Consider the following 14,709-nt stretch of genomic DNA (forward strand, 5'->3'; position numbering starts at 1 on the left):
TGTTACTTATTAAAGAATTGGGTTATGATATGGAGGCAGGACGCCAGGATATTAGCGAACATCCGTTCAGCATTAGTTTCAATGCTCAAGATGTACGCATTACCACCAGAGTAGATGAGAATGATTTTGGCAATATGACCTGGAGTTGTATTCACGAAGTGGGGCACGCACTTTATGAACAAGGGTTACCAACTGCGCATTATGGCTTGCCTCTTGGAGAAGCTTGCTCTTACAGCATACATGAATCGCAATCTCGCCTATGGGAAAACAATGTAGGACGTAGCAAGGCTTTTTGGCAATACTATTACCCAACTCTACAGCAACATTTTCCCCAGCAATTTGGAGCAGTAGAACTTGCTCGTTTTTATAAGGGCATCAATAAGGTTCAACCCTCCCTAATCCGTACCGAAGCAGATGAAATATCCTATCACTTTCACGTTTACATACGCTATGAACTGGAAAAAAAACTGATAGAGGGTTCATTGAAAACCAACGAGATCCCACATTTCTGGAACGAGCATTACAATAACTTACTAAATGTAACCGTTCCTGATGATAAGCGTGGATGCCTACAGGACGTACATTGGAGCCACGGCAGTTTTGGATATTTTCCCACTTATAGCTTGGGAAGCTTTTACGCAGCGCAATTTTATAGCTCAGCAAAATCCAATATTCCAGAGTTGGAAGAACAAATAACTAAGGGCCAAACCCAATCATTATTACATTGGCTCCGCGAAAATATACATGCTAAAGGTCGGTTTTATACCAGTGAAGAGCTGTGTAAACAGGTTACAGGTAGCGGCTTGGATGTTTCTCACTTTATGGGTTATATATTGAAAAAGTTCGAAACGATTTATTAATTTGGTAAACAAATACCCTAGAAATGAAGCTTGCACTATACGTACTGCTTATAGTATCTTGCATAGCGAGTTGTAAAAAAACAATAGAAAAGGCACAAGAAGCAGCAGCTATAGATGCCATCACTTCAGGCTATTGGATCGTAACGAAATTTCAAAAAGGCTCAACGGAAATTACCGACAGCTTTAGCGGATATAAATTTCAATTCAAAGAGAACCATACGGTAGATGCCTTAAAAAGCAATGTGATTGAAATGTCTGGCCATTGGGAGGCAGATGTAAGCAGCCGAACAATTGATGCCAATTTTACAAATGCTAGTAGCCCATTGACTTTCCTGAACGGTAGGTGGCTTATCACCAACAGCACCTGGACAAGTGTTGATGCCACCCTTACTATTGATGGTGAAAAGCGTGAGCTACATTTGAAAAAAGAGTAGGTATAAATGCTATAGATAAAATTAGGAGCAGTTTTTGCTGAGCTAGAGAAACCACAATATCCCCTGAACAAATACCTCCCAAGATGAATCCTGTAAAAGCCCTTTTAATACTATCGTTACACCCTAAAAAGGCAAATCGTCTTGAAACAAAAAGCTGCTTTATTCTTATGTTTTATACTTGCCACAGCAGCCCTATATGGCCAGGGTTTGTCTGCTGACTTCAAATCAGACATTACATCTGGTTGCTCTCCTATTATAGTAAACTTTCAGGACCTATCTCAAGGGGGTGCCAAAATTTGGAAATGGGATTTTGGAAACGGCGCTACATCCAGTAAACAAAACCCTTCTACCACTTACTTTGATCCTGGAACCTATACAATAACACTTACGATTTTCAACGCTGACGAAACGGATAGCAGTAAAATTGTAAAAACAGCATATATAACCGTTTTCGACCCGCCACAAGCAGAATTTGTCTCGGACAAGCAATCTGGCTGTTCACCTTACTTTATTCAGTTCTCAGACCTTTCTACATCACCGTTTGGCACTACAATTAAAGGATGGAAATGGGAGTTTGGGGATGGTGGGGTATCCACCGAGCAGAACCCGCGATATAATTATAAAAGAGCTGGTAGTTATACAGTTACCCTTACCATCACAAATGATCAAGGATGTACTAAGCTTATTACCAAACCCAACTATATCAATATAATACAAGGTGTAGTACCCAACTTTACCTTTATTGACCCTATGGTTTGTATGGCCCCTGCCACCTACAACTTTACCAATAGATCTACAGGGCCGGGCAACCTAACCTATAGCTGGAGCTTGGGCAATGGCGCAACAGCTAATACACGAGATGCCAGCACTACTTATGCCGTCAATGGCAATTATAAAGTGTCTTTAATAGTAAGTAGTGATATAGGATGTATGGACTCTGTAAGTCAAGTACTGGAAGTGGGTAAAGCTGTTACTGATTTTATTACCCCAGCTGTTATCTGTCCCAAAACCAATATTGCCTTTTTAAATAATTCTACACCAAGGCCCATTTCCTCTCAATGGGAGTTTTCAACTGGTTTTAAGGATAACACAAGAAATACTTCCACAAGCTTTCCTACAGCAGGCACATATACCGTTACCCTGGTCAACGTCTATGCCGTATGTACAGATACACTAGAAAAGACAATAACGGTTGCCGATGGACCGACTATTAATTTCAGTGCAGTTGATACATTCAAATGTCAACCGCCGTTTACTGTGAATTTCAACAATAGTAGTAATGGCTCCAGCTATAAATGGGATTTTGGTGATGGCACAACCTCTACGGCTGCCAATCCTAGCCATACCTATACCAGCTATGGGGAGTTTGATGTTACATTGGTCGCTACTGGTCCTAGTGGCTGTAACGATACACTCCGGATGCCCAAGTATATTAAGATTACTAAACCAACAATCACAATTCCATCCTTACCCACTCAAGGTTGTATTCCCTTTCCCTTTACTTTTAAAGCAAACGCCGCAACAAATGATCAGGTTATTTCGTATAAATGGGACTTTGGTGATGGAGGAACCTCCACCGCACCAACACCAACCTATACTTATACAAAAGAGGGAACCTATAATTTAACACTGACCGTTACTACAAAAACAGGATGTACCGAAATAATTACCCTCGACAAAGCCGTAAAAGTGGGCGCAAAACCAAAGGCTGGTTTTTCAGGACTTCCAAGGGATGTTTGTGCTAGTCAAGCTATAGAGTTTAAAAATGAGTCGTCTGTACCTACAGATGAATGGCTATGGTTGTTTGGAGATGGCACCAGATCTACAGCCGAAAATCCTAAGCATGAATATTCAGATACGGGTAAGCTAGATGTGACTTTAATTGCTTACAATCATGGCTGTGGCGACACGCTCGTTAAGAAGCAATATGTCAATATAAAACCTCCTGTATCGAAGTTCTCCTATCGACCCGACTGTGCAAATCAGTTTACCTATACTTTTACCGACAAGTCGCTTGCCCCCCTTACCTGGGAATGGAAAATTAATAATCAAACATTCACGGGGAAAACACCGCCACCGTATACGTTTCCGGGATTTGGCACCTATACAGTATCGCTTACCACCACCAATGGCAGCTGTACACATACCTATACTGAAAATGTTGTCATTAGAGATCAGACACCTGATTTTACTGCCGATAATAGAGAGGGATGTAAACCATTCAGTCCAACCTTAACAGCCAAACCGCCAGTACCTGGCATCATTAAAAACTATTCGTGGGATTTTGGAGATGGCAAGCTCATTGATGGCGGAGCTTCACCATCTAAACAATTTACATATCCCGCCGCTGGCAATTATTATGTAAAACTTGTAACTACAGATACTTTCGGTTGTAAACATCAAGTAACTAAAGATTCTTTTATACGAGTAAACGGCCCTGATGCAAACTTCACCTCTACTACTAACACTGGTTGTAAAGGGTTGACAGCTACGTTTATCGATTCAACAAAAACCGATGGCATCAATGCCATTGTAAAATGGGAATGGGATTTTGGAGACGGCAAAACACAAACCTATACGGCACCTCCTTTTCAACATTCATATGATAGTGTAGGCGATTATGATGTTAGTATGACCGTAACAGATGCCAAAGGTTGTACCAGCAAAAAAACATACAGGCAGTTTGTGGTTATTTCAACCCTGAAAGTAGACTGGACTGTTTCGCCTGCTAGTTGTCCAGGTTCTGCTCTTATGTTTAGAAATCTAACCAAAAGCGATCTCCCCTATTCATCCTTCTGGGAATTTGGAGATAGCACAACATTTAACACAAAAATCAATGATGTACAGCATGCTTTTCATGCTTATAAAGACACAGGTATCTATACCGTAAAACTAAAAGTGCGAGACATATTTGCCTGTGAAGATTCGCTCATAAAACAAAATATCGTAAAAATAGCACTACCCAAAGCCTCATTTGATGCTAACAATTTCACATCGTACTGCACACCATTTGAAGCGAAGTTTCAGAACACCTCATATTTCTATGAATCATCGCTTTGGAATTTAAGCACTGGCACTTCCACTCAAACTAACCCTACCAATTATTATACAACCACTGGTACATTCCCTATTAAGCTGGTGGTTACCAGTCCAGGGGGCTGTAAAGACTCAGCCACAAATACTGTAAAAGTCTATAACCCTTCAGATGCAAAAATCACTTATGCACCATTAAAAGGATGTACCCCAGTAACAGTAGACTTAGAAGCCTTCTCGCCCATGAAAGCCCAGTTTGTTTGGGATATGGGCGATGGTAATGTGATAACAACTGACTCTAATAAGTTCACCCATACTTATGTAGACTTTGGCAATTTTGTTCCCAAAATCATCTTAAAAGAACCAAGTGGAAAATGTATTGTACCCCTCACGGGCGACAAAGTCATTGGTCTTAAAGGTATAAAGGCCAAGTACCGCTTGGACAAAAACTTTTTCTGTGATAGTGGTACCGTACGGATCAATGACTCTACCACATTTAATGATCCGGTTGTAAGCTACCACTGGGATATGGGAGATGGAACTACTTATTCTATAGCCAGCCCTGGCACCCACTATTATAAAAACCCGGGCATTTATAACGTTACTTTTTATGCAACAACAGAAACTGGCTGTAGCGACACCTTGCGACAAGGGCCCGTTAAAATTGTACAAAGCCCGGATATTTCGGTAAAGACAGATACAGTTATTTGTGTGAATGAACGATTACTTCATACTGGCATTATGGAACGACCGGATACATCGATTTTGCGATGGCAGTGGTTTTTCCCCAATGGCAATACTTCTCAATTGCAGAACCCTGTTCCACAACAGTATGTAACAGCGGGATCTTTCCCAATGAAGACCTATGCCTTTAATAGCAGTGGATGTGCAGACTCTGTAACCAAAATGCTTCATATCAATCCATTACCTACGGCCACCCTGCCATCAACGTTAACTACCATCGTTGGTACACCTGTTCAAATTCCGGCCACTTACAGTAGTGGAGTAAGAAGCTACACATGGGAGCCTGCAGCCACTTTAAGCTGTACTACTTGCCCGGAACCAATTGCCAGTCCTAAGTTTAACACCCGCTATACCGTAAGTTATGTAGACAGTAATGGCTGTCGCAATAACAGCATTGTGCAGGTAATTGTGATATGCAAGGGTGCAACTGTTTTTGTTCCAAACACCTTCTCTCCTAATGGCGATGGGGCAAACGATGTATTCTATGTACGCGGCAAGGGCTTGGATCGCGTAAAATCACTCAGAATATTTAACCGCTGGGGTGAAGTAGTATTTGAACAGAAGGATTTCCCAGTTAACAATCCTGCCTACGGCTGGGATGGAAAATACAAAGGCAATAATCCAATACCAGATGTTTATGTATATCAGGTTGAGATCTTTTGTGAAAACAGTGAAATCATCCGATTTGATGGAAACGTAGCCTTAATAAAGTAAACTATGGTACACTTAACCAAATTAAAATACTTGGCAGTACTGTTTTTCACAACATTGATTGTGCAAAGCTCCTATGCCCAGGACCTGCATTTCTCACAGTTTTTTGAAGCCCCCCTGCTGCGTAATCCATCTTTGGCTGGCATATTTACCGGAGATATACGTGTACAAGCTGTCTATCGCGATCAGTGGAACAGCGTAACACAAGCATACAAAACCGGTTCGCTTAATGCTGAATATAAAATGCCCATTGGCAAAGGAGATGATTTTTTAACAGCAGGACTCCAGTTGTTATACGATAATGCGGGAAGCGTGTTTTGGGTATCCAGTCATGTGCTACCTGCTATTAATTACCATAAGTCTTTAAGCTCGGAAGTAAATCGCTACCTATCGTTGGGTGTAATGGGCGGCATTGTGCAACGGCGTTTAGACCGCTCCAAAATGACCACCAATAGTACTTATGATGGTGTTGGTGATGGGGAAACGTTTACAAAAAATCAATATCTCTATGCAGACGGAGCTGTTGGCTTAACCTATAACTCGCAACTAAATGCCGATCCTGCAAACAATTTCTTTGTAGGTGTCGCCTACCATCACTTTAATAAGCCTAAGAACTCGTTCTATGCCGATCAGAATACAGAGTTAGAACCTAAAATAGTAGGATCTGCTGGTGTGCGCTTTTCGGTTACACCAGCAAGTTACATAACACTACAAGGAGATATTTCTACACAAGGAAAATATCAAGAGATCATTGCTGGCGCCTTGTATGGTATGAAACTCGGTGAAGACTGGGAAAATGCAAAGTACACTATACATGGTGGTGCTTTCCTGCGTTGGAACGATGCGCTTATTCCTGCATTAAAGTTGGATTACAATAAATACTCTTTCTCCTTCAGTTATGATGTTAATATCTCTAAGCTAAGAACATCTAGCTATGGAAGAGGAGGGTTTGAGTTAGGAGTATCTTATATTGGCTTTTCTAATAGGGATAATTCTACGCTCAATGCGGTTCTTTGTCCTAAGTTTTAATAATCCATCATAGAAAAAGATACCCTTAGGGTGGCTTCACCACAACCAACTTTTACTTTGTTAGGAAGGCCTGTATTCTTTAACCGCAGCTTCATTTTCACTACACCTCATAAGTTGATGATATTGCGTATACTGTCTTCTTTCACATCGGCCACTTTTTCAAGCCTCTGCTATATGCCAGTTGCATCCTAGTTTGTATTGATAGCTGTAAGTCAGCGTCGTAAAACATAAAGTATATATTGATAGACAAAAGGTAATTGTTTTTATTATTGCATAGACAATATCTATTAATATGAACCTGCAACAACTTGAATATATCATAGCGGTAGACACACACCGGCACTTTGCCAAAGCAGCAGAAGCTTGCTTTATTACACAAGCCACCCTAAGCATGATGATCAAGAAACTAGAGCAAGAGCTTAATGTCACGTTGTTTGATCGCAGCAAACAACCCGTTGTTCCTACAGAAGTGGGCGTAGCTGTTATAGAACAGGCCCGTGTAGTTGTAAAAGAAGCCGCACGTATTAAACAACTCACCGACGATCAGAAAGGAGGACTGAAGGGGCATTTAAGAATTGGTATCATACCTACCTTGGCCCCTTACCTGTTACCCCTCTTTCTTTCTTCTTTTCTAACAAAGTATCCCGCCATACAGCTAAAGGTTATTGAACAAACCACTGACCAACTGTTGCATTTATTAGCTACCGACAAATTAGATGTTGGAATAATGGCTATTCCACTTGGCGATGCAGCCTTTAAACAGTCGCATTTGTTTTACGAGGAGTTCAAGGTATTTGTAGCTGCCCCAGATAAAAACCTCCAGAAGAAATACCTGGTGCCTGAAGATATTGACGTAAACAAACTTTGGCTGCTGGAAGAAGGGCACTGCCTTCGTTCGCAAATGCTTTATTTATGTGAACTGCAAAAAAGCCAGGCCCGCGCCCATCACCTGGACTATGAGGCCGGCAGCATTGAAAGCCTTTTAAAGATTACCGAACTGAACAAAGGCATAACCATTATTCCAGAGCTGGCTACTTTAGACTTTGATAATAACAAGGCTAATAAGCTGCGCAGTTTTAAACCACCAGTACCCGTTCGACAGGTAGGACTGGTAACTTATCGCCATTTTATAAAAAAGAGACTTCTGGACGCTTTAGAAAAGGCCATTGTAGAAAGCGTAGAAAAACACATTACACTAACAAAAAGAAAAGAGCAGGTAATTCCGGCCTATGATGCTGTGTAATAACGCCAGAAATACTTGATACTTAAGCCTCTTTATACGTAGCACTCAAACGATACTAGTATTCTAAAAGAAAAAGCCCCGATTTATCGGGGCTTTTATTATTTCGAGACTTGAAAGCGATTCGTTTCTAACAATTTACCGCTAGCATCATACAGGCGGTAAAAATGAAGCCCTCGCTTGAAGTTGTCAGTATTCAGGTTAACTGTTGTTTTGGAAGCTATGTTTTTAGCTGAATATACCTCTTGCCCCATAAAGTTATATATGGCAAGGGCACATCCCTTTTCGTAATTCGCTTGAAAATCAAAGTTAATGACGGTTGTAGCTGGGTTAGGATAAAACCGTAATACAGGACCTGCTGTTTCCGGGGACGTCGATCGGGGCGACTGAGCGTCGGAGAAAACAGAAAGTGATATTATAAGAGTAGCTAAAAGTAAAAGTCTCCTCAACGTAATTCCTTTGGTTTTATTATTTGCAAAATAGTTTATTAAAAATTCATTTGCAAACGGTTTGCCGAAAACCTTCTGTTTTAAGTAAAAGCTTTAGGACAATGTTTGCAAAGTCTGGTTGATAGCTTCAAAATTGGGTTGTTCCCCGGCATTTTCTAACACTTCCGCATAACGTATAACCCCCTCTTTATCAACTACAAAAGCCGATCTTTTAGAAACACCCAGCATATCATATTTCCAATTCTCATACAAGCTTCCATATGCTTTAGATGCTTCTTTATTAAAATCGCTTAATAAAGGGAAGTTAAGGTTTTGTTCATGTTTAAACTTATTCAAGGCGAAAATGGAATCAACCGAAATACCAAATACTCTGGCATTGGCACTTTCATAATACTTCAGATTATCACGTACAGCACAAAGCTCAGCAGTACATACGCTGGTAAAAGCTACAGGAAAGAACAACAATAATACATTACTGCCTTTCAATTCAGATAAGGTTAGTTTGTTTTTGTCATTATCATATAAAGTAAAATCGGGTGCAGGCTGTCCAACTTGAGCTGTCATATTTATTATTTTATTTAAAAAGGGGAACAAAGCTAAGGGGGAAATGGTTCTTCTGGCTTATGAGGTCGGGAAGATTTAAAGTTTACTCCTGATCGACAAGAGGCAAAGAAAAATCCACGCTTCAGAAGAAAAAAGGAATAACTCACGACCCTTTTCCACATAAACCGACCGATTCTGCACCGTATTTCCTTCGATCCTATCTATCGAACGAATATCGAAGCAATATCGAAGAAGAATCGAAGGAAAATCGAAGAAAACCAGAAAAGGACCAAGCCTGAAATGATTACAATCTTTAATAAGTAGCCATCTGAAACTTTAGTACCTATTTTCCTTTTTCAGAAAACCTGGCCGTTCGGATGAAAAGTCCCTCAAACAAAAAAACACTCCTAAAGAGTGTTTTTTTGTTATATAGGATAAGATTGATTTATAGGAACCCTTTTCACGTTTGACGTTTCACGTCTCAAGATCTTGGCTTTGTGCGCGGGCTCTTTCACGTCTCTGGTTTCCCGAGACCATTATCCTACCTGCACAATCAAAAACTTCAGGTAGTGCGTATTTTCCATACCCCATACAATTGGATGGTCGGCAGACTGGGCCTGGAAGGTAACCTGGCGAATAGGGCGACGGGCGTCTTTAGCCGCCATTTCAATGATTTCCAAAAACAGCTTGGCCTGTACTAAGTTGGTACAGGAAGAGGTTACCAGGAATCCACCCGGTTTTACCAGCTTCATACCACGCAGGTTAATCTCTTTATATCCGGTAATAGCTTTTTGAATATTGGCGCGGCTTTTTGTAAAGGCTGGCGGGTCCAGCATTACTACATCCCACTTCTTCCCTTCTTTACCCCACTGCTTTAATACGTCAAATGCGTTGGCAGATTCAAATTTCACCACATCTTCCAAACCATTTAATGCGGCATTACGATTGGCCTGCGCAACAGCATTATCTGATATATCCAGTCCTAATACGGATTTAGCTCCATAAAAGCCGGCGTGAATCTCAAAAGTGCCGGTATAGGTAAAGGCTCCCAACACATCGGCGCCCTTAACAATATTTTGAATGGCACGTCTATTATCCTGCTGATCTAAGAAATAACCGGTCTTTTGGCCGTTTTCCAGATCAACATGAAACTTCAGTCCGTTTTCATTTATGACAATCTTGGTATCAAACGGCTGAGAAAGAAAGCCCTTTTGCTGAGGTAACCCTTCCAGTTCACGCACCGGAACATCATTCCGCTCATAAATACCTTTAGGCTTAAACACCGTTTCCAAGGCCTTAACTAAGGCTGGCTTCCAAAGGTCTATGCCTAGCGCCAGGGTTTGTATAACAAAATAGTCGTTAAACTTATCAATGATTAATTGCGGCAGACCGTCGGCCTCACCAAACACCAGGCGGCAGTTTTCAGAATATCCTAATTTCTGGCGGTAGTCCCAGCACTGACGGATTTTATTTAAGAAGAACTCATCATTGATCTCAACATTCTTTTCCCTTGTAAGCAAGCGCACCATAATTTGCGATTGCTGATTATAATAGCCTTTCCCGCAAAACTTGCCATCGCCATAAAACACATCTACAATGGCACCCGGCTCCGGCGTTCCCTCTACTTTATCAACCTCATTAGCAAAAATCCATGGATGTCCACTAGCCACCCGATTAGCAATCTTTTTACGCAAATGCACTTTCATGGGCGCAAAGGTAGGGAATGGTGAGTGGTGAATGGTGAGTGGTGAATATTGCAGATTGGAAAGAATAATGAACAAGGAACAAGGAAGGAAGAATGAAGAAGTGGAGGAAATGTTTAATGCTCAACTTTCAATGTTCAATAAAAAAATAAGGGAGGGATTGATCCTTTGGCTTTCTGAGCAGGCCTATTCACCATTCACCATTGACCATTCACGAGCCTCACCCGCCTTTTAAACAGTTAACCAATCGCTAAAAGCGTAAAGCTTGCAGCTCTTACGCCAATTTGTCCCAATCCATTCCGTTGGCAGAATTCTTGACAACCGTACCTTTGCAAACAATTTTAAATACGCTATGACAAAGGACAATAAATCATCTGCAGCAAACCAAACGGAAGATGTAAAAGGCATGGATATCAATAACGATGAGAACATGGCTGGTGATCAACAAGTAAATGAACAGGGAGCTGAAGATGGCGAAATTGAAAAATTAAGAGCTGAGGTTCAAGAATTGAAGGATAAATACCTGCGCCAAGCGGCAGAATTTGACAATTTTAAACGTCGTAACGCTAAGGAGCGTATCGAGCTGATCCAAACAGCGGGTAAAGAAGTCATTAACGACTTACTGGATGTTTTGGATGATAGTGAGCGCGCCCAAAAGCAAATGGAAGAAACCAACGATGTACAACAAATTAAAGAAGGTGTACAGCTGGTTTTCAATAAGTTACGAAATACTTTGACAGCTAAAGGCTTAAAGCCAATTGAAAGCCTGCACAAGGATTTTAATGTAGACCAACACGAAGCCATTACTGAAATTGAAGCAGGTGAAGAGATGAAAGGCAAAGTAGTAGCCGAAGTACAAAAAGGCTATTATCTTAACGATAAAATCATTCGTTTTGCTAAAGTGGTAGTGGGAAGGTAAGATAGATAACGGTCGACAGTCCACAGTCCAATGACCGCAGCAAACCTGTTTTTTCAGTGGTCCGTCGACAGTTGACAGTGGACACCCAAACAAATACGTATCATTGAAACATAATAAATCCATGGTAATGCTATGGTAAACGAAAAAATGGCTAAAAGAGATTATTACGAAATACTGGGGGTAAGCAAAGGCTCCTCTGCAGAAGAAATCAAAAAGGCCTACCGTAAAGTAGCCATGCAGTACCATCCCGACCGTAACCCTGGTGATAAAGCTGCTGAAGAAAAGTTTAAAGAAGCAGCTGAAGCCTATGAAATATTGAGCGACGCTGACAAACGCGCCCAATATGACCGCTTTGGACATGCAGGTGTTAGTGGAGCCGGAAGAGGCTTTGGTGGCGGTCAGAATATGGATGACATCTTCAGCCAGTTTGGCGACATCTTCGGCGAAGACATCTTTGGCTCCTTCTTTGGTGGCCAGCAACGTGGTGGCGGTGGTCAACGCAGGGCGCGTGGTACACGTGGCTCTAACCTTCGCGTAAAGCTGAAATTGAACTTTGAAGAGATCGCTAAGGGCGTTACCAAGAACATCAAGGTAAAAAAATATGTAGGCTGTACTACCTGTAATGGTAGCGGCGCAAAAGATAAGAATAGCGTTCAAAACTGTGGCACCTGCGGTGGTAGTGGCCAGGTACGCAAAGTAACCAGCACCTTCTTAGGACAGATGCAAACAGTAACTACCTGTCCTACTTGTAATGGTGAAGGAACTACAATTACATCAAAATGCGGTAACTGTAAAGGTGAAGGTCGCGTGTATGGCGAAGAAACAGTAACCATTGATATTCCTGCTGGTGTACAAGAAGGAATGCAGCTAAATATCAGTGGTCGTGGAAATGCAGGTGAGCGTGGTGGACCTGCTGGCGACCTGGTTATCTTAATTGAAGAAGAACCACATAAGGAGCTTGTGCGTGAAGGACTGAATGTAGCTTACGAGCTGCACATCTCTTTCACTGATGCTGCCTTTGGAGCTTCTGTAGAAGTGCCTACCATTGACGGTCGCGCCAAGATCAAGATTCCTGCCGGCACACAAAGCGGTAAAGTATTCCGCCTAAAAGGTAAAGGTTTCCCTGCCGTACAATCGTATGAAAAAGGAGATCAACTGGTACAGGTAAATGTGTGGACGCCACAGACCTTAAGCAATGAGGAAAAACACATTCTGGAGAAGTTAAGTGACTCGCCTAATTTCAAACCAAATCCAGAGAAAGGACAGAAATCTTTCTTTGATAAGATGCGGGAGATGTTCTCTTAATAGTTCTTCTTTTTCTTCTTACTATATAGTTCTTTAGCCTGGGCAACCAGGCTTATAAATTCTTTCTGAGAAGGGTTGGTCATGTCAGCAGACTGATTGGCAATGGCCAACACTTTTTCCCACGTCATGTGTTTCGCATAGCGCGACTCTTTGATCAGCGAGCCAAACATTATTACTGCACTGGCAAACTGGTATTCCTTATCTAAATTATCAAATGTTGTAAGCTGCAATGCGGGATGACTTGTCAACTCTTGTTGCTTATTGCTTTGCCCGGAGTTTAAATATTGTAAGGTAAACTGTACGGGCTGCCGCATGGCAGCTGTATTTTTCTGTGGCGTAATTTCAAATGCCAGCAGCATCGAATAAGCCGAGCCAATTTCACCTCCTTCTACGGTTGCCAACGTATCTTTTATAGCACCTACTTTATTATCAAATCCTATCAAACGATATTCTTTTACATCAGTGGGATCAAACACCACATTCAAGTGCACATCATCGCCTACCGTATACAAGGTTTGCGTAAACTCCTTCATCAATATTTTCTCAGCTTCCGCATAACTATCTATATAGGCAAAGTTGCCATTCCCTTTCTGAGCTAGTGTTTGAATTTTGGAATCTTTATAGTTGCCCATCCCTACCCCCAAACAGGTTAAATAGATACCTCCGGATTTTTGCACTTCAATCATCTCTTCCAGATCACTTTCACTTCTTATGCCCACATTAAAATCGCCATCGGTAGCCAGTATCACTCTATTGTTGCCACCTTTAATAAAATGCTGACGCGCTAAATTATAAGCCAGCTTAACGCCGGATTCACCAGGTGTAGAACCACCTGGCTGAAGGCTGTCCACTACATTCAATATCTTTTGCTTTTCGCTACCGCTTGTTGCACGAAGCATTACTGCAACTGTGCCACCATATACAACAACAGACACAGAATCTTGTGGACGCAAGTTGTTTACTAAACCATTAAACCCCGCTTTCAACAAAGGCAGCCGATTATCGGCATCCATAGAAGCAGATATATCAATCAGGAAAACCAGGTGGCTAGGAGGCAACTTATCTAAAGGAACTTTTTTTGAAGTGATACGGGCAAAGAGCAATTCATTTTCCGGGTTCCAAGGGCAGTTGGTAAGTGCTGAATGAATCTGAAAGGTTTGCCCGTTTGCTGGCTCCGTATATTGAAAGTTAAAATAGTTCAGCATTTCTTCAATACGCACAGCATCGGGCGGCACTTGCTTTTTGGTATTTAAAAAGCGCCTTACATTGCTATAGGCTGCCCGATCTACATTTAGCGTAAGTGAAGTAGATGCGTATTTTTCTGCCGAAACAAAACCATTTTCTACGATACTGGCGTAAGATTCATCGCCTATTAACCATTGCTTTTGGTTTTCAAACCGCAGATTGTCGGTAAGTGAGGCTAGCTTAAAACTCTTGGCAGCAGCAGCTGCTTTCTTTAAAGTAATGGTATTGTACAAGTCGGCGTTAACCAGTAAGCTTTGTTTTTGATACCCATCGAGCGAAAAGGTGAGCGTATCTTTTGGAGTGTTGTTTTGAATACCAAAACCGCCCGACATACCGGTATAAAATATATAACCGCTTTTAGAATGGCGGATGCTTACATTCTGTAAAAGATTGCCAGCCTCGTCCTTTACTTCACCTTTTAAATAATATTGTTGTGAGTATAGGAGAACGGGGCATAAGCAAGCAAGCGTTATGAATAGCAAAAATCTCAATAG

The 14,709-nt window shown here is 41.5% G+C and carries 11 protein-coding genes (1 of these 11 running past the window's edge); 7 read left to right on the forward strand and 4 right to left on the reverse strand.

Annotated features, from left to right (window positions below; genetic code table 11):
- The 5 genes from SY85_RS09605 to SY85_RS09625 form a co-directional block, all read left to right on the forward strand.
- On the forward strand, positions 1–860 hold the 3' portion of the coding sequence (locus tag SY85_RS09605) for a carboxypeptidase M32 (RefSeq protein ID WP_066403945.1). It extends 634 nt beyond the left edge of the window; the window shows 860 of its 1,494 coding nt (coding positions 635–1,494); the start codon falls outside the window, past its left edge; its stop codon occupies positions 858–860.
- Positions 861–883: 23 nt separating this feature from the next.
- The gene (locus SY85_RS09610; RefSeq protein ID WP_066403947.1) at positions 884–1,294 is read left to right on the forward strand and encodes a hypothetical protein; all 411 of its coding nucleotides are present in this window, start codon (positions 884–886) and stop codon (positions 1,292–1,294) included.
- 141 nt (positions 1,295–1,435) lie between these two features.
- On the forward strand, positions 1,436–5,785 hold the full coding sequence (locus SY85_RS09615) for a PKD domain-containing protein (protein WP_066403951.1): 4,350 nt from the start codon (positions 1,436–1,438) through the stop codon (positions 5,783–5,785).
- Between the two features lie 30 nt (positions 5,786–5,815).
- Entirely contained in the window at positions 5,816–6,811 is a 996-nt protein-coding gene (locus SY85_RS09620) for a PorP/SprF family type IX secretion system membrane protein (RefSeq protein WP_236938274.1), read from the forward strand.
- Positions 6,812–7,103: 292 nt separating this feature from the next.
- Complete coding sequence (locus SY85_RS09625; protein WP_066403955.1) at positions 7,104–8,054, forward strand: LysR substrate-binding domain-containing protein; 951 nt, start codon at positions 7,104–7,106, stop codon at positions 8,052–8,054.
- Between the two features lie 98 nt (positions 8,055–8,152).
- Here the strand turns inward: SY85_RS09625 and SY85_RS25025 are convergent, their stop codons facing one another.
- The 3 genes from SY85_RS25025 to SY85_RS09635 form a co-directional block, all read right to left on the reverse strand.
- A complete protein-coding gene (locus tag SY85_RS25025) occupies positions 8,153–8,500 on the reverse strand; it encodes a T9SS type A sorting domain-containing protein (protein WP_071890968.1) in 348 nt (115 codons plus the stop codon).
- Between the two features lie 93 nt (positions 8,501–8,593).
- Positions 8,594–9,064 carry a redoxin domain-containing protein gene (locus SY85_RS09630; protein ID WP_066403957.1) on the reverse strand — a complete coding sequence of 157 codons (471 nt, stop codon included), beginning with the start codon at positions 9,062–9,064 and terminating at the stop codon, positions 8,594–8,596.
- 515 nt (positions 9,065–9,579) lie between these two features.
- Entirely contained in the window at positions 9,580–10,749 is a 1,170-nt protein-coding gene (locus SY85_RS09635; RefSeq protein ID WP_066409536.1) for a class I SAM-dependent rRNA methyltransferase, read from the reverse strand.
- 349 nt (positions 10,750–11,098) lie between these two features.
- Here SY85_RS09635 and SY85_RS09640 point away from each other — a divergent pair, with 349 nt between their 5' ends.
- Positions 11,099–11,665 (forward strand): nucleotide exchange factor GrpE, encoded by a 567-nt coding sequence (locus SY85_RS09640; RefSeq protein WP_066403961.1) that lies wholly within the window; start codon positions 11,099–11,101, stop codon positions 11,663–11,665.
- A gap of 132 nt (positions 11,666–11,797) precedes the next feature.
- The gene (gene dnaJ, locus SY85_RS09645) at positions 11,798–12,970 is read left to right on the forward strand and encodes a molecular chaperone DnaJ (protein ID WP_269465692.1); all 1,173 of its coding nucleotides are present in this window, start codon (positions 11,798–11,800) and stop codon (positions 12,968–12,970) included.
- Here dnaJ and SY85_RS09650 read toward each other — a convergent pair.
- Positions 12,967–14,706, reverse strand: a complete 1,740-nt coding sequence (locus SY85_RS09650) for a vWA domain-containing protein (RefSeq protein WP_148661148.1) — start codon at positions 14,704–14,706, stop codon at positions 12,967–12,969. The genes dnaJ and SY85_RS09650 overlap by 4 nt on opposite strands.
- Between the last annotated feature and the right edge of the window lie 3 nt (positions 14,707–14,709).

Origin of the sequence: Flavisolibacter tropicus (assembly GCF_001644645.1) — a bacterium.
Lineage (GTDB): Bacteria > Bacteroidota > Bacteroidia > Chitinophagales > Chitinophagaceae > Flavisolibacter > Flavisolibacter tropicus.